Source organism: Streptosporangium subroseum (genome assembly GCF_900188345.1).
In the GTDB taxonomy this organism is placed as follows: Bacteria; Actinomycetota; Actinomycetes; order Streptosporangiales; family Streptosporangiaceae; genus Streptosporangium; species Streptosporangium subroseum.
Genome location: NZ_FZOD01000018.1, coordinates 143,077 through 160,960, shown reverse-complemented (window position 1 = coordinate 160,960; position 17,884 = coordinate 143,077). Strand labels below are relative to the sequence as shown.

23 protein-coding genes and 1 tRNA gene are annotated in these 17,884 nt (G+C 66.9%); 10 read left to right on the top strand and 14 right to left on the bottom strand.

The window, feature by feature from the left end; all coding sequences use genetic code 11:
• Nucleotides 1-458 (top strand): discoidin domain-containing protein (locus tag CHC08_RS20035; RefSeq protein ID WP_143653285.1); only part of this gene is annotated, 458 nt, incomplete at its 5' end.
• Between the two features lie 126 nt (nt 459-584).
• On the opposite strand, the gene CHC08_RS20030 is transcribed toward CHC08_RS20035, so the two are convergent.
• Both CHC08_RS20030 and CHC08_RS20025 read right to left on the bottom strand, forming a co-directional pair.
• Nucleotides 585-1,601, bottom strand: a complete 1,017-nt coding sequence (locus CHC08_RS20030) for a hypothetical protein (RefSeq protein ID WP_143653284.1) — start codon at nt 1,599-1,601, stop codon at nt 585-587.
• A gap of 49 nt (nt 1,602-1,650) precedes the next feature.
• Nucleotides 1,651-2,232: a hypothetical protein gene (locus CHC08_RS20025; RefSeq protein WP_245878429.1), complete on the bottom strand. Its 582-nt coding sequence runs from the start codon at nt 2,230-2,232 to the stop codon at nt 1,651-1,653.
• A gap of 417 nt (nt 2,233-2,649) precedes the next feature.
• Between CHC08_RS20025 and CHC08_RS20020 the strand changes: the two genes are divergently transcribed.
• A complete protein-coding gene (locus CHC08_RS20020) occupies nt 2,650-3,219 on the top strand; it encodes a hypothetical protein (protein ID WP_089208846.1) in 570 nt (189 codons plus the stop codon).
• Nucleotides 3,220-3,274: 55 nt separating this feature from the next.
• On the opposite strand, the gene CHC08_RS20015 is transcribed toward CHC08_RS20020, so the two are convergent.
• The gene (locus CHC08_RS20015; protein ID WP_218825385.1) at nt 3,275-4,084 is read right to left on the bottom strand and encodes a methyltransferase domain-containing protein; all 810 of its coding nucleotides are present in this window, start codon (nt 4,082-4,084) and stop codon (nt 3,275-3,277) included.
• A gap of 37 nt (nt 4,085-4,121) precedes the next feature.
• Nucleotides 4,122-4,757 carry a GNAT family N-acetyltransferase gene (locus tag CHC08_RS20010; RefSeq protein WP_218825384.1) on the bottom strand — a complete coding sequence of 212 codons (636 nt, stop codon included), beginning with the start codon at nt 4,755-4,757 and terminating at the stop codon, nt 4,122-4,124.
• A 348-nt stretch (nt 4,758-5,105) separates the two neighbouring features.
• On the opposite strand from CHC08_RS20010, the gene CHC08_RS20005 reads away from it, so the two are divergent.
• On the top strand, nt 5,106-5,597 hold the full coding sequence (locus tag CHC08_RS20005) for an SRPBCC family protein (protein ID WP_089208844.1): 492 nt from the start codon (nt 5,106-5,108) through the stop codon (nt 5,595-5,597).
• Nucleotides 5,598-5,687: 90 nt separating this feature from the next.
• On the opposite strand, the gene CHC08_RS20000 is transcribed toward CHC08_RS20005, so the two are convergent.
• Together CHC08_RS20000 and CHC08_RS19995 are read right to left on the bottom strand one after the other, a co-directional pair.
• Entirely contained in the window at nt 5,688-6,845 is a 1,158-nt protein-coding gene (locus tag CHC08_RS20000) for a cation:proton antiporter (protein WP_089208843.1), read from the bottom strand.
• Nucleotides 6,846-6,853: 8 nt separating this feature from the next.
• The gene (locus CHC08_RS19995; protein ID WP_089208842.1) at nt 6,854-7,336 is read right to left on the bottom strand and encodes a cation:proton antiporter regulatory subunit; all 483 of its coding nucleotides are present in this window, start codon (nt 7,334-7,336) and stop codon (nt 6,854-6,856) included.
• 379 nt (nt 7,337-7,715) lie between these two features.
• Here CHC08_RS19995 and CHC08_RS19990 point away from each other — a divergent pair, with 379 nt between their 5' ends.
• Nucleotides 7,716-8,909, top strand: coding sequence for an ROK family protein (locus CHC08_RS19990; RefSeq protein ID WP_089208841.1), 1,194 nt, complete (start codon nt 7,716-7,718; stop codon nt 8,907-8,909).
• A gap of 266 nt (nt 8,910-9,175) precedes the next feature.
• On the opposite strand, the gene CHC08_RS19985 is transcribed toward CHC08_RS19990, so the two are convergent.
• A tRNA-Lys gene (locus tag CHC08_RS19985) sits at nt 9,176-9,249 on the bottom strand.
• 248 nt (nt 9,250-9,497) lie between these two features.
• On the opposite strand from CHC08_RS19985, the gene CHC08_RS19980 reads away from it, so the two are divergent.
• Nucleotides 9,498-9,866: a hypothetical protein gene (locus CHC08_RS19980; RefSeq protein WP_089208859.1), complete on the top strand. Its 369-nt coding sequence runs from the start codon at nt 9,498-9,500 to the stop codon at nt 9,864-9,866.
• A gap of 215 nt (nt 9,867-10,081) precedes the next feature.
• Here the strand turns inward: CHC08_RS19980 and CHC08_RS19975 are convergent, their stop codons facing one another.
• A complete protein-coding gene (locus tag CHC08_RS19975) occupies nt 10,082-10,678 on the bottom strand; it encodes a nucleotidyltransferase family protein (RefSeq protein WP_089208840.1) in 597 nt (198 codons plus the stop codon).
• A gap of 66 nt (nt 10,679-10,744) precedes the next feature.
• On the opposite strand from CHC08_RS19975, the gene CHC08_RS19970 reads away from it, so the two are divergent.
• The 4 genes from CHC08_RS19970 (at nt 10,745) to CHC08_RS19960 (ending at nt 13,003) form a co-directional block, all read left to right on the top strand.
• Complete coding sequence (locus tag CHC08_RS19970; RefSeq protein ID WP_089208839.1) at nt 10,745-11,248, top strand: DUF6328 family protein; 504 nt, start codon at nt 10,745-10,747, stop codon at nt 11,246-11,248.
• Between the two features lie 22 nt (nt 11,249-11,270).
• Nucleotides 11,271-11,420, top strand: a complete 150-nt coding sequence (locus tag CHC08_RS49655; protein WP_165959640.1) for a GPGG-motif small membrane protein — start codon at nt 11,271-11,273, stop codon at nt 11,418-11,420.
• Nucleotides 11,421-11,598: 178 nt separating this feature from the next.
• Nucleotides 11,599-12,267: an IS5 family transposase gene (locus tag CHC08_RS19965; protein ID WP_089208838.1), complete on the top strand. Its 669-nt coding sequence runs from the start codon at nt 11,599-11,601 to the stop codon at nt 12,265-12,267.
• A gap of 157 nt (nt 12,268-12,424) precedes the next feature.
• Complete coding sequence (locus CHC08_RS19960; protein ID WP_089208837.1) at nt 12,425-13,003, top strand: dihydrofolate reductase family protein; 579 nt, start codon at nt 12,425-12,427, stop codon at nt 13,001-13,003.
• Here CHC08_RS19960 and CHC08_RS19955 read toward each other — a convergent pair.
• From CHC08_RS19955 to CHC08_RS19945, 3 genes are all read right to left on the bottom strand, one after another.
• The gene (locus tag CHC08_RS19955; protein WP_218825383.1) at nt 12,985-13,611 is read right to left on the bottom strand and encodes a helix-turn-helix domain-containing protein; all 627 of its coding nucleotides are present in this window, start codon (nt 13,609-13,611) and stop codon (nt 12,985-12,987) included. The genes CHC08_RS19960 and CHC08_RS19955 overlap by 19 nt on opposite strands.
• 387 nt (nt 13,612-13,998) lie before the next feature.
• A complete protein-coding gene (locus CHC08_RS19950; RefSeq protein ID WP_204358421.1) occupies nt 13,999-14,712 on the bottom strand; it encodes a metallophosphoesterase family protein in 714 nt (237 codons plus the stop codon).
• A complete protein-coding gene (locus CHC08_RS19945) occupies nt 14,709-14,954 on the bottom strand; it encodes a BON domain-containing protein (RefSeq protein ID WP_089208835.1) in 246 nt (81 codons plus the stop codon). Before CHC08_RS19945 ends, CHC08_RS19950 begins: the two co-directional genes overlap by 4 nt.
• 162 nt (nt 14,955-15,116) lie before the next feature.
• On the opposite strand from CHC08_RS19945, the gene CHC08_RS19940 reads away from it, so the two are divergent.
• Nucleotides 15,117-16,400, top strand: a complete 1,284-nt coding sequence (locus tag CHC08_RS19940) for a glycosyltransferase (RefSeq protein WP_089208834.1) — start codon at nt 15,117-15,119, stop codon at nt 16,398-16,400.
• Nucleotides 16,401-16,455: 55 nt separating this feature from the next.
• Here the strand turns inward: CHC08_RS19940 and CHC08_RS19935 are convergent, their stop codons facing one another.
• The 3 genes from CHC08_RS19935 to CHC08_RS19925 all read right to left on the bottom strand — a co-directional run bounded on the left by CHC08_RS19935 (nt 16,456) and on the right by CHC08_RS19925 (nt 17,883).
• On the bottom strand, nt 16,456-16,707 hold the full coding sequence (locus tag CHC08_RS19935; RefSeq protein ID WP_218825382.1) for a DUF4235 domain-containing protein: 252 nt from the start codon (nt 16,705-16,707) through the stop codon (nt 16,456-16,458).
• Between the two features lie 144 nt (nt 16,708-16,851).
• A complete protein-coding gene (locus tag CHC08_RS19930) occupies nt 16,852-17,112 on the bottom strand; it encodes a DUF6458 family protein (RefSeq protein WP_089208832.1) in 261 nt (86 codons plus the stop codon).
• Between the two features lie 174 nt (nt 17,113-17,286).
• Complete coding sequence (locus tag CHC08_RS19925) at nt 17,287-17,883, bottom strand: DUF305 domain-containing protein (RefSeq protein ID WP_089208831.1); 597 nt, start codon at nt 17,881-17,883, stop codon at nt 17,287-17,289.
• Nucleotide 17,884: the final 1 nt, after the last annotated feature.

Here is a 17,884-nt window from a genome sequence, read left to right as displayed (position 1 = left end):
TGAGCGTGGCCCTGACCGGCACCGGCGGCTCGGCGCCCGTCACCAACCTGGCGCAGGGCAGGTCGACCACGGAGACCAGCCATTCTCAGACCTACGGCTCGGGCAACGCCGTCGACGGCAACGCGAGTACCTACTGGGAGTCGGCCAACAATGCCTTCCCCCAGTCGGTCACCGTTGATCTCGGCTCGTCGGTGAGCGTCGGCCGGGTCGTTTTGAAGCTGCCGCCGGCCACCGCCTGGGCCACCCGTACCCAGGCGGTCAGCGTCTTGGGCAGCACCGACGGATCGACCTTCACCGGCGTGGTCGGTTCGGCGACCTACACCTTCAATCCCGCCACCGGTAACACGGCGACCATTACCTTCTCGGCCACCAGCAGGCGCTATCTGCGTTTGACGTTCACCGCCAACAGCGGCTGGCCTGCCGGTCAGCTCTCCGAATTCGAGGTCTACGCCTCCTAAGCCCCACCCCGAGCTCCGGAGGAGGCGAACCCGCCCCTCCGGAGCTCCTCCATTTACTCTGAGCGGTCCGCTTGGCCCTCCACGCGGGTCGGCGTCACCAGATCATCGGCGGTCGGCCGGTCACCATCAGGCGAGGTCACCATGGAGATGACGTGTGGCCGGGGTCCGTCGACGCATGCGGAATCGGCGAAAGCCGATGAGGAGGATCACCCCGGCGAGGAGGACCACCAACCCGGCGAGTGCGAGGGTCAGCCTCAGAGGAAAGTCTGATGAGGCCGACAGACCCCACGCCCCGGGTTTGGCGGGGAAAGTGAGCGTTCCGGTCGTCGTGTGGCTGATGCGGCCGCTATGGAGGGTGAGGTGGAATTTCCACGGCCCGTCGGGAAGGTCTCTGCCCAGCAGCGCGGTGATGTCTCCATGATCGCCGGGCGCCAAGGTCGTGTCGCGGTTGATTTGGAAGGGGCCGCCGCTGAGGGCGCTCGGCCCGTCCGACAGCGACAGCTGTCCATCGAGGTCAATGGCGCGTTGACCGGTGTTCGAGACGGTTGCCACGATCATAGGCTGTCCGTCGTCGGTGCGCCGGGGGACTATCTGGCCGATCTGGAAGTCCGAAGGCGGCTCCCCGCCCGGACCGACGTCGAGATAGGTGCGGATCCCGACGCGATTGACGAGCGCGATGTTTCCTTTCTGACCCGCTCCGGCAGAGGAGACCTGTGCCCAGATGACGGCGTATCGCTCTGCTTTGGCCGCCCATGCCGGCACCGCGATGGTGGCCTGCACCGGTGCGCTGCCGTGCGCCGGCAGATTGGCCTCAGAGCGGTTGAGCGTGATCCATGAGCTCAGCTCGTTGGGGGTGCGGGCCGGCGCGAAGATGAAGCGGCCGCCTTTGATGCCGGCGGCACTCGCATACAGCTGCACGTGCTGGGGCTTGGGTGAGGTGCTGTAGACCTCGAAGCGCCGGGTGAAGCTGGTGCCGGGATTGACATGGTCGACGACGAAGGCCTGCGATCGCGGATCGTCCATCCGGTTGGCGGGAATCTCCAGCAGCCTGACGCCGATGAGGGCCTTGTCGGCCGGACGCGTCTGATCCCGGCCCGCGTCTGCGTCCGCTGAAGCACCGACCATCGCGTGCAGCAGGAGCACGAGCAGCGTTGCGCAGACGGGCCGGTGAAACGGCCACCGCAACAACGGGCTAGGCAACGGAGTGGCTCACTGTGCCGGTGTAGGTGCCTGCCACCGCTTGGGCGGGGATGTTGATCACGATGGTCGGATTCCAGGTGGCGGAGTTGTTACCGGAGCCGGTTGTCTTGCTGAAGGCGGTGCGCGATACCTCCAGCGACTGCGCGGCCGCCGCGTTGGCTTGGCCGGGGACGAAGGTGCCGGTGCCGGTGGTGGCGGTCGCGGGGCCGGACCAGTAGAGGGCGGCGGTGGCGGGGATGGTTTCGGAGGCCGTACCGCCGCCCGTGGTGAAGCCTCCCACCGAGGCGATCACCGAGGTCGTCCAGGTGGCGGCGAGCGTGGCGCGCTGGTCGGACACCGTGATCGCGCCGAGTTGTCCGCTGATCTGGTTACCCGGCGTGCCGCCTCCGACGTTGACCGAACCGTTGGGCACGGTGATCGCCAGCCCGTCCGGGGCGGTCACGGTGAAGGTCACCGTGGTGGGACACGTGGTTGACACGGGGCAGGTGCCGGCCTGCGAGGGCAGGGCTACCATCATGGCCGCCACCACGCTGGCGAGAGCTGCCAGTGGGATGCACAGACGGCTTTTCAACACTGCTGATCTCCTTCATCGGACTCCCACCCCTGCCTGGGTCGTCCCTAGGTGATCACATCCTCCTCAGTGATCAGCTTTCGGAAGCTGCCTGAGAGGGCATTTGGAAATTTTTGGTGATCAAATAGCGACTGTTGGCAATTGTCGAGCCGGTGATCCGCCCGGCAGGCCGCGGCCGGCTGTGAACGAGGGCATCGGCCCCGGTTGAGCGGCGTCTCTGGCCCTACCTGCGGCGCGGGTGGCACCGGCTTCATCCTGGCGCGGAAGTTTCCATCGTTGCTTTGCGTCGGATTTGCCGTCCACAGGCGAGGTTGACAAGCGCAGCCCGAAGTATGCGATCTAGGCTGCCATTGGTTTTCTGTGCGCCATCGAATAAATGCTCCACGCGCATCGCCCACGAGACACCTGTGAGGAATCGGAGTGAGGAAGAGCCATGCGGGCAACTCCGTTGCGCGCGCACCTCTGTCGCTGACGGCGTCGATCGTCTTGCTGCTCGCTCTCGGCGCTCCGGCGGCCTCGGCCTCCGGGACCGCGTCAAGCTCGACAGTCGCCTGGCGTGCCGACTCACTGGCGATCACCGTGCCCACCTCGGCGGATCTCGGCAGCGGTACCACAGGTGGCACGATCAGCGCCTCTTTGGGCACGGTGACCGTGGTCGACACCCGGGTAGGGCTTCTTGCCGCCTGGACGGCGATCGCTTCGGCCACCGATTTCACCACCGGGAGCGGGTCGTCGGCGGAGACCATCACGAAAGACCGTTTCGCGTACTGGTCCGGCCCCGTCACCGCCTCAACGGGCAGCATCACTCGTACTCCCGGGCAACCCACCGCGGCCCAGCAAGTCTCCCTGTCCACGCCGGTGACCGCGTTCAGCGCACAAAAGCTACTGTTCGACACCTCAACGAGCTGGGCCCCGACACTTGTCGTCACCATCCCGGCCTCTGCCGTCGCGGGCTCCTACACCGGCGTCATCACCCACTCGGTCGCCTGAGCGGCGCCCCTTTCATTCGCCCCGTTGACGACTTCCGTGGCGGGAAAGAGGTCACTCAGGCCGGCGCTTCGGCGACGACTAGGAAAACCATGACGCCGGCGAGGAAGGGCGTCGAACCGACCTCTTCGATCCACCGCTCAGCGCCCCTGTCGAGATAGCCCGCGTCGATGGCTCTGACGACGTTGCGGCGCAGCCCCAAGATCTGATCGGCCATCTCGAAGTCGCGGAATACCGGAGCGGTCGTCACGACGGACCGGACGATGAGACCCGCCTGGGCGGACAGCCTCGCGAGACTGCGGCCGATGGTGGCGTTGCGGACCATCTCCGTCGCGATGAAACGGTTGAGACCACGACTCATCGTCAGGTCGTCGTGGTCGATCAGCAGCGTGTCCCAGTCGGGTTCCGCCATGACGATTCTGGCGCCCGGCCGGGCCACGCGACAAAACTCGGCAAGCACCTGCGACGGGTCGGCCACATGTTGGAGCACTCGGTCGGTGCGGGCTCGATCAACGCTGCGGTCATCGATGGGCAGGGCGTGAGCGTCGCCGACGCGGACGTCGACGATGGACTGTCCGGCCAGGCGGACTCGCGCCCGCTCAGCCATGACGGGGTTGTGGTCGACGCCGATGACCGAACCGGTTTGAGTGACGCCCGCCGCCAAGTCGTCGAGGTCCGTGCCCGGCCCGCACCCGATATCGAGCACGGTCTGTCCAGGGTGCAGATCAAGCATCGCCAGCATCTGCCGCTTGTAGGCCCGGCCCGAATCGCTCGCGGCGACCCGGTCAAGGTAGGCGATCGGGTCGGGAGGAGAGAGGCGACCAACTTCGATCATGGAGCCAGCCAAGCACAGCGAGATGGTGTTCATAAGGAGAGACTGTCGAGATCGTGTGCAGCTGCGGGTTTCAGAGACCGGGTCGGACGCTGACCTGCGTCCCCAGCTCTCGAAAACCGAGCGCCCGCGCGACGCGACGCGACGGTTCGGGACGCGCTCTCCACTGCGGCACCAACCGGCTTTCCAGCGCGTCCGCGACCGCCGCCGAGGCCGCAAGCCGGGCAAGGCCACGGCCCCGATATCGGGAAGCCGTCAAGATGCACAGATGCGCCACCGAACCGGGCCAGGATCGATACCCGGCAGCGGCGATCACCTCCGGACCGTCGCGCACGACAAAGGCCGCCGAGGTGATCCCCTCCAGCCCGCTCTCATCCGCGTCCGCGTCTTCCGCGGCGGCCAGAAGACCGCGAACATCATGGTGGCCCGCCGGCAGCCTCTCGACAGCGGTGGCCCCGTGCACCGTTACGAAGTCCTCGGCATCGAGATACGCCAGCGTCGCCGGTCCCAGGACGTCGACCACAGCCAGCGTCGCCTTGAGTCGTTCGAGATCGATCATTGTCTCCCCGGCCTGGTTGACCAGCGTGTCACGTAGGGGCTCAACCAGTCGGCTGTCGGGCACCGTGGCGATCGCGGCACCCCCCAGCGCGACGATGCCCGCCCACTGCGGCGGACACAACCGCGATTCCGCAGAGGTGACCACGCTCACGCCACCTCGCTGGGGAAACGCGATGGGCACGCCGGCAAGGCCCGCCCACATCTCACACGCACGATCCAGGGCACTATTCGGCATGCGCCCATGATCCACGGCCTCGCAGTCCAAAACCAGTGAGTTTTTAACGGCCTGGACCCGGCCACGGAGGCCGAGTTCGAGGTCGAATCGACCGCCCGGTGCTCCTTGACCTGCTCGTTGAGGCAGCGGAGCCGGGCATCCCGGTCGAGATGCTTGATGGACCGGCTGGGGAGGAGGCTTGACGGCCATATATATGTCATGTAATTTAATGACACGACATAGAACTTCTTGTGACCCACCCAGGATTCACCAAAGGAGCGGACGATGATTACAGACTTCTTCAGGTCCTCCCGGACGGAAAAGCGCGTGAGGTTCACCAACACCGTGCGCATCGAGCGTCCGGCCGGCGTGGTCTTCGACTACCTGGCAGACCTGCGAAACCTTCCCGCCTGGAACTACGCGATCCGCGAGACCCGGCCGATCACACCGGGACCGGCCCGCCTCGGAAGCGTCTACCAGCAACTGCGCAGCCTCCCCCGGCCCATGCAGGAACGACTCGAGATCATCGAGTACGAGCGCGACCACCGTCTCGTGATAGAGGGCGGCTTCGGCCTTCTCCAGGGACGCGCGATCTACAGGCTCGACGGATCGGCCACCGCGACGGACCTGGTCAACGAGTTCGAACTCCACGCCGGGAACCTGAACGTGCTGAGCGGCCTGGCGACCCGCGGCATAGCCGGTGCCGTCGCACAGAACCTCCAGGTTCTGAAGGACATCCTCGAAGCCCCGAACGCACGGGACGGAATCACACGCTGACGGCCGCCCGAGGTGAGACCACTTCGGCCGCCTCCGCGGAGGCACTCCCGCCCGACCGCTTGAGATGTGATACCGCAGGTGGCCGTCGGTTCAGGCGCGTTTGGCGATGGCGGTGATGAAGGGCTGGACGAGCCGGGCGGCCAGCGGGCCGAACGCCGCGAGGATGAGGACATAGGCGGCCGCCAGCGGGCCCAGGTCGGGATGGACCCCGGCGGTCACCGCGAGCCCGGCGATCACGATGTTGAATTCGCCGCGCGGGATGAGCGCGATCCCGGCCCGCGCGCGGCCGGCTCTGGCGATACCCGCCCGGCGGGCGGCGTAGGCGCCGGTGAGCAGCTTTGTGATCATGCTGATCACGGCGAGCAGGATGGCCAGTCCGGCGACCGGGAGGATCTTGGTGGGGTCGGTCTGCAGGCCGAAGAAGACGAAGAACACCGCGGCGAACAGGTCCCGGAGCGGGGTCAGCAGCGCCTGGGCATCCTCGGCCAGCTTCCCCGACAGCGCGATGCCGACCAGGAACGCTCCGACGGCGGCCGAGACCTGGAGTTGCTGGGCCACCCCGGCGACCAGCAGTGCGAGGCCGACGACCTTCAGCAGCAGCACCTCGTTGTTGGGGCTGGCCACGAACGCCTCGATGAACCGGCCGTAGCGGAGCGCGACCAGCAGCACCACGCTGACCGTGGCCAGCGCGATCGCCACGGTGATCGCACCACTGGCGAAGCTCAGTCCGGCCAGCACCGCCGTGAGGATGGGCAGGTAGATCGCCATGGTCAGGTCCTCGAAGACCAGCAGCGACAGCACCACCGGGGTCTCCCGGTTACCGATCCAACCCAGGTCGGACAGCACCTTGGCGGCGATGCCCGAAGACGTCGCATAGGTGACCCCGGCCATGGCGAGGGCGGCCACCGGACCCCAGCCGAGCAGCAGCGCCGCGATCGCACCGGGCGCCGCGTTGAGCACCAGGTCGATGATGCCCGCGCGGGCGTTGCCCTTGAGGCTGGTCACGAGTTCGTCGGCGTTGTACTCCAGGCCGAGCGTGAGCAACAGCAGGATGACGCCGAGCTCGGCGCCGACCGAGATGAACTCCTCGCTGGTGGCCAGGGGCATGATGCCGCCGGTGCCGAAGGCCAGACCGGCGATGAGATAGAGGGGAATGGGGGAGATACCGACACGGAGCGCCAGCGCGCCCAGGATGCCGAGCCCCAGCAGGACAGCACCGAGCTCCAGGAAAAGAATTGCGATGTGCACCCGATGCCCTACCCGTGGGCCAGGATCTCGGAGACGGCGGCCGTGCTCTCCGGGCTGCCCACCACGACCACTATGTCGTCGGCGGCCAGCTCGAAATCGGGTGCGGGGCTGGCGAACACCTGACCCTCGCGCACCACGGCCACGATGGAGGCGCCGGTGCGGGTGCGGACCCGCGCGTCACCCATCGGCCGTCCGGCGTACGGGGTGCCCGGCGAGATGGGCAACTGGAGGCTGACCAGTCCCTCGACCTCCCGGTGCAGGGCGTTCAGGCGCTGCACGATGCGCGGGGCGCCGAGCAGCTCGGCGAGGGCGTCGGCCTCCTCATCGTTCAGCTTGACGGTCTCGCACGCGCGATCGGGGTCGGCGGGATCATAGATCACCAGGTCGCGACGGCCGGTGCGGTGGGAGACGATGCCGATCCGCCGTCCGGATCGTGTCGTGAACTCGTGCCGCAGCCCGATTCCCGGCAGCGCCGTCTGCTCAACCTCCACCGAGCTACCCCGCTTCATCCTGAATTGGCTCTATTTGCCCACACCGTACCAATCAACCTAGCCAAAAAATCTGGCCGACGATCGGCCCCGCTGTACGGCGGCCGGCGGCCGGAAGGTGCGGGGGCGATCCCACGAGGTGCGTGCGTCTCGCGGGGAGGCCGGGCCGGCCGAGATCGACGGCGCGAGGGCCACGGGACCGGGCGGATCCGTCGTGAGGTCGGCGCCCGCGACAAGGAAGGGCTATTAATTTTAAACTTAAATTAATTTAGAGAAGATAGGAAATCAACTTGTGACAAGGGGCGGGATGACTTAGTTCACGACCCGATCTAACATGGTCGCAGGTAACCGGGGGGTTGCGCGTAACGGGGGAAGGAAAAAGATGGCGACGCCCGAACGAAGGACGGTGCGCGACCTTCGGCGCGGAAACCGCGCGGTGCTGTTGCGCACGCTCTACTTCGCGGGTCTGACCACCCGCCACGAGCTGAGCGGCCTGACCGGCTTGAGCGCCGCCTCCATCAGCAATGTGACCAGCGACCTCATCGCCGAGAACATCATCGTCGAGGCGGGCCTGGTGGAGTCCGACGGCGGACGCCCCCGGGTGCTGCTCCGCGTCAACCCGAACTTCGGGCACGTGATCGGAGTGGACGTCGGCGAGACCCACGTGCAGGTCGCGCTGTTCGACCTGGACATGAACGAGCAGGCCAAGTCCGAGTTCACGCTGCGCCCGGGCGAGCACGACGTCGAGCTGGTCGTGCGGCACATACTGACCGGCATCGACGCCGTGATGGCCTCCAGCGGCACCGATCCCGCGCAGGTGATGGGGGTCGGCATCGGCGTCCCCGGCATCGTCGAGAGCGGGCCCGAGGCACTCATCCACGCCCAGACCTTCGGCTGGGACGCCGTCCCCCTGAGCGCCCTTCTGCGCGAGGGCACCTCGCTGCCCCTTTACATCGACAACGGCGCCAAGACCCTGGCACAGGCCGAGCTCTGGTTCGGCTCCGGCCGCGGATCACGGCACGTCATCGTCGTGCTGATCGGCTCGGGGGTCGGCGCCAGCATCATCACCGACGGGCGCACCTATCGCGGCGTCAACAGCAGCGCCGGCGAGTGGGGACACACGAAGATCGCGGTAGCGGGCAGGACCTGCCGCTGCGGTGCCCGCGGCTGCCTGGAGGCCTACATCGGGGCCGAGGGCATTCTGGAACGTGCCGGAATGACCGCCGAGATGGCCAACGAGCAGGCCGCGCTGGCCGAGCTGGTGAAATCCGGCGGCCCCGTCATCAACGAGACGATCGACTATCTCGGCGTGGGCCTGGCGAACCTGATCAATCTGTTCAACCCCGAGCGGATCGTCATCGGCGGCTGGGCCGGACTTCTCCTGGGCCAGCACGAGCTGGTCAAGATCAAGAAGGCCGTCGCCGAGAACTCGCTCTCCCAGCCGTACAAGACCGTCTCCATCACGCTCGGCAGGCTCGGGCCGGACGCGGTCGCGCTCGGCGCCGCCACGCTCGTGGTGGAGGAGTTTCTCCTGGGAGAGATCTTCTCCCCCACCCAGCAGCCGGCCGTCATCTGACGGCGCGCGGCGCACCCGTACGTCCCAGCCGGCGGCCCTCGGCCGACTCGGCGACCGCACGATGGGCCTGCGCGCACGTCACCGGCCTGACACCGCTGATCGAGGGCTGCGCCGCTTTCCACGCGCTCGCCACCGGAGCACTGGGAGCGAGCAAGATCTGCCCGCCGAGGGCAGGCCGACGGCCCTGAGGAGCCCGCAACGCCCGGAGCAAAATACAAAAAGCCGCTGCCCTGCGAGTTTCCGCAGGACAACGGCCTGATGATGGGTGCGCCGCCAGGGACTCGAACCCCGGACCCGCTGATTAAGAGTCAGCTGCTCTAACCAACTGAGCTAGCGGCGCTTGACCTCGACAAGACTACCGGATGCTCGGCCGTGGTCAGTACGCGAACCGACACATGCCGGGCACGACGCTCTTCAGATGCCTTTGCTTGATTCAATCGAAATGTCCTCCTTGCCGCGCCAGACGGCGCCGAAGGCGGAGGAGGTCAGGAGCCGACTTTTTTTAACTTCGGGTTGATTCCGTTTAGCCCTCCTCGCTCGGGTACGGGACTGGAGCCCGGAGAATCAACCCAAAGGGAGATGTACACCATGCAGCCTGAGCTGTGGAATTACCGAGCTGATGTCTACGACGTCAACAAGAGCCTCGACCTCGCCGGCTACCACGTGGAAGCCACAGATGGAAAAATTGGTTCCATCGACGAGGCGACCTATGAGGTCGGCGAGAGCTACATGGTCGTCGACACCGGACCGTGGATCTTCGGTAAGAAGGTCATGCTGCCCGCCAGCACGGTGACCCAGATCGACCCGCAGGAGCGCAAGGTCTACGTCGCACGCACCAAGCAGGAGATCAAGGACGCCCCGGAGTTCGACGAGTCGAACTTCAAGGAGTCTGCCTATCGCGACCGCGTCGGCGAGTACTACGGCCGTTTCCCCTATGGGGGCACGGGCACTTTCTGACCCGGCACGATGCACGAGGGGGCCCCGCCGCAAGGCGGGGCCCCCTCCGCTTTTCCCGGCCCATTCGCCTCGGTCTGTTCGCGATGGTTATCACGCCCACCCGGTGAATCAAAACAGACAAATACACCAAAAACTACAATTATCGGCGATAGACATAAAAAGGTCCGGGCGGGCATCCAACCGATGACCGGATGCCCGCCCGGACGCCGAGTGACTCAGGGCCAGGACGAATCGCCCTTCGGGACAACGGGGGCGGGGACGACGTCGAGCCGTTCCAGCAGGGTCAGAAAGGTGAACGCGTACGGCGAGTCCTCCGCGACCGCCGCGACCCGGTTCCAGTCGACCTGCTCGCGCAGCGCCCTCACCTGCGGCAGCAGCGAACCGTAGTCGCAACTGTGCTCCGAGAGCGGCAGCAGCCACGAGATCACCAGATCGGTGGCCTCCAGGACCGGCACGATCACCGCGGACGCCTTCATCGGCTCGGCCCGCGCCAGGAGTTCCGGAGTGACGGGATGGTCGCAGATCGAGAAGATCAGATCTACCAGCCTGCCCTCGTCGTACGCCTTGACCAGCCAGTCCTCCGGCGGCTTGACCGTCTCGAACCCCAGCGCGCGCAGTGCTTCCAGAGCGGCTGGAACGTCCTTCTCGGAGAGGACGAAGTCCACATCGTGGAGTGAGGGCGCGGCCCCACGTGCGTACGCGGCACAGCCTCCTGCGAGCGCAAATCCGACATCGGCCTCCTTCAGCCCACTGCTCGCTCGCTTGAGCGTTTCCAGGATCGCGTCGGTTACCTCATGACTGTGGCTTCCCATAGCTCACGCGTACCCCATAGACCCGCAGGTAGGCATAGCAAACGCCAACCCGGGTAAACGAATGCCATGATTCAGCCGGAACACACACAAAATGACGAGCCCGAGCCGGGTGAGACCCCCAAGGAACGTGTGGACCGCGAGCTCGGCGAACTCTTTCAGGGCCTGCGGGTGGCGGTCACCGGTGTACAGGTCCTGTTCGCCTTCCTCCTGACGCTGCCGTTCGCGGCGGGCTTCGACAAAGTCGACACCCTCGGCCGCTGGCTGTTTTTCATCGCCCTGCTGAGTGCCGCCCTGGCCTCCGTCTGCTTCATCACCCCGGCCGCGCAGCACCGTCTACTGTTTCGGACAAGCCTGAAGGAGAAGATGGTGCACCGCGCCAACGAGCTCGGCATCGCCGGTGCCATCGGGCTTTCGATCGCGATGACCAGCTCGGTCGCGCTGGTGGCGGAGACGGTCATCAACGCCTGGCCGGCCGCGCTGTTCGCCGGTGCGGTCGCCCTGACCAGTGCCTGGCTCTGGTTCATCCAGCCGATTGCCGATCTGTACCGAACGCAGGATGTTAAGGCGTGAATTGTGAGGGCAGTGGATTCTCATGGCTACTTTGCTCTGGATCATCGCCGTTATTCTCGTCATCTCCGGGATCTACGTGATCCTGGCCCGTCGCGACCTCCTCTGGGGGATCGTCCTCATCGTCCTCGGCTTCCTCGTGGGTCCCGGGGGTGTGAGTATCTTCAATGTCTAGTGCGGGTCCCAACCCGCCCAAGCAACCTCAAGTCGCTTTAAGTCGCCCCGAATTCTCACCCGAAGACTCGCGGGCCGGGTTCAACCCGGCCCGCTTCTTCATGTCGCGACCATGAAGAGCAGGACCGTGAAAGGGCAGAACCATCAAAGAGAGCCGGAGACGGCACATCGATGCCGACATGGCAGCGGGCTACTTAAGGGTGCCGGCGGATCTGCCGGCATGGCAGACCGTGTACTGGTACTTCACCCGGTGGGAAGACGCCGGCGTCACCGAGAAACTGCTCGCCGTGCTCCGGGCCAAGGCCCGCGTGGCGCACGGCCGCGAGCCTGAGCCGTCGGCAGGGGTCCTGGACTCCCAGAGCGTCAAGGGCGCCGACACCGTCGGCAAAGACTCCCGCGGCTACGACGCCGGCAAGAAGATCAACGGACGCAAGCGGTTCATCGTCACCGACACCGCCGGCCTGCTGATCACCGTCGCCGTGCTCGCGGCTTCGTGGCAGGACCGCGACGGTGGTAAGACCGCCCTTCTCGGTGCCTACCTGAGCAGCCCGATCCGTCACGTCTTCGCTGATCAAGGCTTCGCCGGCCGGTTCGTCGACTGGGCGAACACTACGCTCAAGACCACCGTCGAGATCGTGCGCAAACCCGCCGACCAGCGTGGCTTCGCCGTTCACCCGCGCCGGTGGGTCGTGGAGAGAACCCTGGCCTGGCTCACGGCGCACCGCCGGCTGGCCCGCGACTACGAACGACACCCCAAGACCTCGGAAGCCGTCATCCGCTGGGCCGCCATCAACGGCGTCCTCCGTCGGATCACCCGAGGACAACCTGCCCGCCGCACCTTCACCTGAACCTGATCAACATCTCACACACTGACTAACGACGAGCCGGTCGCGGCGGTGTTCAGATACGCGTTTTGGACCCGCTGTCGTTTCCGTCCAAGACGGCCGCCGCAGCCGCGATCTAGCGTGGACCCGGCAGCTCGCCCGAGCATAAGGAGACAGCACAATGCGCAACCTGGTCTACACCGGTTTCATGTCGCTCGACGGCGTCGTGGACTCGCCCGGCGGCGGGCCGGAAGAAGAACACCGCAGCGGCGGGTGGGTGTTCAAGGACCTCGAGTTCGTCCCCGAAGCCTGGTCGCTGAAGGGCGAGGAGCTCACCGACACGACCGCACTAATGTTCGGCCGTCGCAGCTACGAGGCGTTCGCGCCGGTCTGGCCCGGCTCGGAGGACCACGCCGGCTACAAGGAGCTGCCCAAGTATGTGGTGTCGACCACGCTGTCTGACGACGCCATCGTCAACGGGTGGGGGCCGATCACGATCCTGCGCTCGACCGAGGACGTCGCCGCGCTCAAGGAGGGTGAGGGCGGCGCGATCTTCATCCACGGGAGCGCGGAGCTGGCTCGGCGGCTGTCAGACGCGGGTCTGATCGACCAGTACAACCTGCTCGTCTTTCCCGTGCTGCTCGGTGCCGGGAAGAGCCTGTTCGGCCAGGCCGACCGAGACAAGCACATGCTGACGCTGCGGGAATCGGAGAGCTACTCGAACGGGATCCTGAAGCTGGTTTACGACGTCAAACGCTGATCCAGGTCGAGGGCGATCGCGCCGCCGGCGCCCTCGCGCAGCTGCCTGGCGGTGCGTCCGACGTAGGAGCGCAATGCCCGGGCCAGGTGCGGCTCGTCGAAGTAGTCGAACTTGGCAACGACGTCGGCGGCCGGGTCGCCGGCAGCCAGCAGCTCCGCCGCCGTGCGGGCACGCTCGATCTGCCGGACGGCGCCCTGCGTCAGTCCAGTCGCGGCGCGGAACCGGCGTTCGACCGTGCGCCCCGAGACGGCCGGGCGGTGACCCCGCAGCACGTCGGCGACGAGCAGGTCACGGACCACGATCCCGGCCCGGACGAGACTTTCGACCAGAGCCTCGGCGTCGTCGGGGCCGGGCGTCTCCCAGCGCGCGCCGTCCAACCGGAACGTCCGGCGCGTGGTGTCGGGGAGCCCGATGCCGCCGTCGACCAGCGCCGGCGTGGGCACGGCCCGCAACGAGGTGCCCACGGCGAACTCGATGCCCGTAAAGGTCGCGCCCTCCGGCACCGGCGCCGTGCCAGTCCGGGTCTCGGGACCGGTGATGCCCGCGTACGCCCGGCCAGCCTGTTCCCAGAACACCAGGCCCCAACGCACCCCTGCGACGGACGTCATCGCAGTGACCTGCTCGCTCGTGCATGTCCACACGGTGTCGACCCACGCCGAGTCCGACCCGCGCGTCTTGAACCGCAGTCCCACAGGCGAAGGATACGTCGCTTCGCGTTCTCGGTGGCTCGCCCGGCTATGCGGCTTTGCGCTACGGCAAGCTGTGCGGGCTGCGCTGAACCGAGCTTCGACCTCGACCGCGCGATCTAACCAAGCGAACGCGATCGCAGGCCGCTCCGGCCGTAGAGGTCCGCCTTGTCGCGGGGGCGGATACCCACGGCGAGACGGCACCCGCACACCTTGCCCCCGCCCTGCCTCCAGTGCCCGTCATGCCGCTTACCTGAAAACTTCTCAAACACGCTCTAAGAGCCGGGGAACGGTACGCTCCCGAAAACGCTAGAGGCAGTAGACCCCGTACGCGTGTCCCAGCACGGGCAACGCCACGTTACGCACCCGGATACCGCCGGGAGTCACGCCCTTCTCCGTCCCGGCGTGCGCGTGGCCGTGGATGATCAGATCCGCGCCCTCCGCGTCCACCGCCTCCGCCAGCAGGTAGCTGCCGAGGAAGGGATAGATCTCCAGCGGCTCCCCCGCGAGGGTGTCCTTGACCGGTGAGTAGTGCGACAGCACGACCCGGCGGTCGGCCTCGAGCTCCTTCAGAGCGACCCGCCAGCGATCCGCGATCCGCTTGGTGTGCCCGACGAACGCCTTGATCTCCGGCTCACCGAAATCACTGGCGCACTTGCCCGCGTATCCCCCGCCGAAGCCCTTGCCGCCGACCACGCCGAGCCGTACCCCGTCGATGTCGAGCACGGTCGCGTCGTCGTGCAGGACCGCGATCCCGGCGTCTCGCAACATGGCCGCGATCTCCGCGGGACGGTCGGAGTGGTGGTCGTGGTTGCCGAGAACGGCGACGACCGGGATCGGCAGGTCGCGGAACTCATCCGCCACCACCCGCCCCTCCTCCAGCGTGCCGTGCCGGGTCAGGTCACCGGCGAGCAGCAGCACGTCGGCTCGATCCTCGATGTCATGGAGTCGTTTGCGGTAGGACCCCCTGAGGCTCTCGTCCAGGTGTACGTCTCCGACCGCTGCGATCCGCAACTCCCTCACAGCTTCTCCTCCTCACACGGGTCCCGGACGTCCAGGACGGTGATCTCGTTGCGGACGGTCAGCCCCGGAGCCGCCTCTTCCGCCACGTCGGCGATCAGTGCGCGGCGCCTGGCATCGGCCACCTGGCCGCGCAGGAAGAGCTGCTCTCCCCGGATGTCCACGAGGATGCCGAGCTCACTGATCCTCTCGTCCTCGGCTAGCGCGCTCTTCACCCGCGCGGCCACATACTGCGGAGCTTCCATATTCGACTCCTTCCGTCCCTCGGATTCCGTTCTCCAAAACATTTCGCCTTCCCGAGAAGACCAAGGTCAAACTCGTTTATAGACCGGCAAAGAGGGGATAAAAAACACTTGGATGCCTAGGACGCAGGCACGTTTGTTTCGCATGTCAGCGGAGCCGTGCCTATGAAAATCGCAATGGTGTCGGAGCACGCAAGCCCCCTCGCCACCGTCGGCGGCGCCGACGCGGGTGGCCAGAACGTCCATGTCGCCGCCCTCTCCCTCGCGCTCGCCGCGCAGGGACACGAAGTGACCGTCTACACCCGCCGTGAATGTCCCTTCCAGCCGGAGGAGACCGCCTTCGCCCCCGGAGTCACCGTGGTCCACGTCCCGGCGGGACCCGCCAAGGTCATGGCCAAGGACGACCTGCTTCCCTGGATGCCCGAGTTCGGCCGGTGGCTGGCCCGGCGCTGGAAGACCGACCCGCCCGACGTCGCACACAGCCACTTCTGGATGAGCGGCCTGGCGACCCTGGCCGCCGCCCGGGACACCTCGGTGCCCGTCGTGCACACCTTCCACGCCCTCGGCACCGTCAAGCGCCGTCACCAGGGCAAGGCCGACACCAGCCCGCGTGAGCGCATCCAAGCCGAGGCGGCCGTCGCCTGCCAGGTGGACGCGGTGATCGCGACCTGCGCCGACGAGGTGACGGAGCTGGGCCGGATACGGATGCCCAAGCGTTCGGTGAGGGTCGTGCCCTGCGGTGTCGATCTGAGCGCCTTCACCCCGTCGGGCCCGAGGATGGACCTCCACCCCGGCCCGGTTCTGCTCGCCATCGGCCGCCCGGTGCCGCGTAAGGGCGTGGAGACCACGATCCAGGCCCTGAGCCAGGTGCCCGGCGCCACCCTCGTCGTCGCCGGCGGTGACGTCACCGATCCGGAGGTGACCCGGCTCGCACGGGTCGCCGGCAGGTACGGTGTGGCGGACCGCGTCCGGTTCCTCGGCAAGGTGGACCGGGCATCCGTCCCGTCGCTGATGCGTTCGGCGGACATCGTGGTGAGCGTGCCCTGGTACGAGCCGTTCGGCATCGTGCCGCTGGAGGCCATGGCCTGCGGCGTGCCGGTGGTCGCCTCGGCCGTGGGCGGGCATCTGGACACGGTCGTCCCCGGCGTCACCGGCCTGCTCGTCCCGCCCCGACAGTCGTCCCTCCTCGCCCGCGCCCTGCGCCGGCTGCTGGCCGATCCCTTCCTTCTCGCCGCGTACGGCATCGCCGCCGCCGACCGGGCGCGATCCCGCTACGACTGGAACAGGATCGCCGCTCAGACCGCCGCCGTGTACACGGACGTGCTCACCGCGTATCGCGGCGGACGAGAAAGGGCCGGTGCCTACCCGGAGACGGAAACGGACGTGCTCGCCTCGTATCGCGGCGGACGGGAAAGGGCTGGCGCCCGCCTGGAGACGGGGGTGGCCTGAAACCCGGAAGGACTCCGGCCCTGTTCACAGGGCCGGAGTCCTTGTTCGCGTGAGATCACTTACCGGTGGCTCTGTGGATGCTCCGAGCCGCGGACCGGTCGATCGCGGCCTTGACCACGCCGAAGATCGCACCTTGGATGGCCGAGGCGACCAGCACCTCGCGCCAACCGTACTCATCGGATGTCGCCTGGGGCGCGTCGTCCTTGCCCGATGCGAACTTCCAGACCTGCTTGAAGACGGCTCCGGCGATGGCACCACCGAGCATTCCGCTCACGGCGCTCGCCCCTCGGGATACGACCCTGCTCAACGTTCCATCCTCCATTCGCATCTGTCTGTGGGGCCCGCCTACCCGTCACGGCCGGACCTTAACGGACCTATCCGCGACAAAACCATCAGGCGGTGCCTGCGAAAGACGCCCATGAAGGCTCTCTCGCCGGGAGATGAGTCCGGGTCACACGAGCGGGGGGTCGGTGGGACGACGCTCCTCGTACACACGACGCTGGGTCACCGGGTCCTCGATGATGGTCGTGGTGGGTGCGACGGCTCGACGGGCGACGCTGATGCGGTAGATGCCGAACAGCAGTCCCGCGAGACCGCCGAGCATCAGGATGACGCCGACGACGTTGATGTCGAGGCCTGCGATGTCGAACTCGACCGCCCAGGTAAGAATCGCCCCGAGCATGATGAGAATGATTCCGCCTGCAATGGTCATGAGATTCCCTCCTTCGAGCCAACGTTTCATCATCTATCCCTCACACAGGTCTCAAACGTCGTCTCGTGAAGGTCGTGGTGAGGTGCGTCCGCCTCATCGGGAAATCCCAGCTCACAGCGGTCACCGCTCAGCCCACGGGAGTAGCGAGATCGGCTCAGGTCTCGGACGGATCCGTCACTGACCGAGGAGCGCCAGCATCTGCTTGATCTGTGCCGTACGCGAGGCGTCGATCCGCCCGGCCAGCTCCTTGACCTGGGGGTTCAGACCGGTGGCCGTCTCCACCCTGGCCATCTGGATGGCGTCGTCCTGCTCGGCGATCATCATGTTGAGGAGCTTCTCCTCGAAGTCGGCCGGTGCGGCGTTCGCGACGGCGGCGATCTCCTTCTCGCTCGCCCCCGGCATCCCACCGTGGGCGGCGTGCTCGTCGGGCGCGGCGGTCGCGGGCTGCTTCCACTCACTCAGCCAGGCGGACATCGACGCCGCCTCCGTCTCCTGGGTGGCGGCGATCGCCGCGGCCAGCGTCTTGACCTCCTGGCGGGTGGCCCGATCCGCCGCCAGCCGTGCCAGCTCCACGCCCTGGTTGTTGTGGGGCGCCATCATCTGCAGGAACATCACGTCGGCGGGATTGAAATCCGCGCTGATCGCCACGCCGGACACGGCAGTCGCGGCGGCGCCGTGTCCCATGTGACCGCCATTGAGCTCCTGGATGCTGTGGGCACCGCAGCCGGTGAGAAGGAAGACGCCCAGGATGATCGGGACCGCGCGCTTCATG

Bases quoted from the DNA above. Each gene is read 5' to 3' on its own strand.
- CHC08_RS19940 (WP_089208834.1), top strand. From the start codon at position 15,117: ATGAAAATCGCAATGGTGTCGGAGCACGCAAGCCCCCTCGCCACCGTC.
- CHC08_RS19930 (WP_089208832.1), bottom strand. From the start codon at position 17,112: ATGACCATTGCAGGCGGAATCATTCTCATCATGCTCGGGGCGATTCTT.
- CHC08_RS19980 (WP_089208859.1), top strand. From the start codon at position 9,498: ATGCAGCCTGAGCTGTGGAATTACCGAGCTGATGTCTACGACGTCAAC.
- CHC08_RS19975 (WP_089208840.1), bottom strand. From the start codon at position 10,678: ATGGGAAGCCACAGTCATGAGGTAACCGACGCGATCCTGGAAACGCTC.
- CHC08_RS19960 (WP_089208837.1), top strand. From the start codon at position 12,425: ATGCGCAACCTGGTCTACACCGGTTTCATGTCGCTCGACGGCGTCGTG.
- CHC08_RS19925 (WP_089208831.1), bottom strand. From the start codon at position 17,883: ATGAAGCGCGCGGTCCCGATCATCCTGGGCGTCTTCCTTCTCACCGGC.
- CHC08_RS19965 (WP_089208838.1), top strand. From the start codon at position 11,599: ATGGCAGCGGGCTACTTAAGGGTGCCGGCGGATCTGCCGGCATGGCAG.
- CHC08_RS19945 (WP_089208835.1), bottom strand. From the start codon at position 14,954: ATGGAAGCTCCGCAGTATGTGGCCGCGCGGGTGAAGAGCGCGCTAGCC.
- CHC08_RS19955 (WP_218825383.1), bottom strand. From the start codon at position 13,611: ATGACGTCCGTCGCAGGGGTGCGTTGGGGCCTGGTGTTCTGGGAACAG.
- CHC08_RS20015 (WP_218825385.1), bottom strand. From the start codon at position 4,084: ATGAACACCATCTCGCTGTGCTTGGCTGGCTCCATGATCGAAGTTGGT.
- CHC08_RS19970 (WP_089208839.1), top strand. From the start codon at position 10,745: ATGATTCAGCCGGAACACACACAAAATGACGAGCCCGAGCCGGGTGAG.
- CHC08_RS49655 (WP_165959640.1), top strand. From the start codon at position 11,271: ATGGCTACTTTGCTCTGGATCATCGCCGTTATTCTCGTCATCTCCGGG.
- CHC08_RS20005 (WP_089208844.1), top strand. From the start codon at position 5,106: ATGATTACAGACTTCTTCAGGTCCTCCCGGACGGAAAAGCGCGTGAGG.
- CHC08_RS19990 (WP_089208841.1), top strand. From the start codon at position 7,716: ATGGCGACGCCCGAACGAAGGACGGTGCGCGACCTTCGGCGCGGAAAC.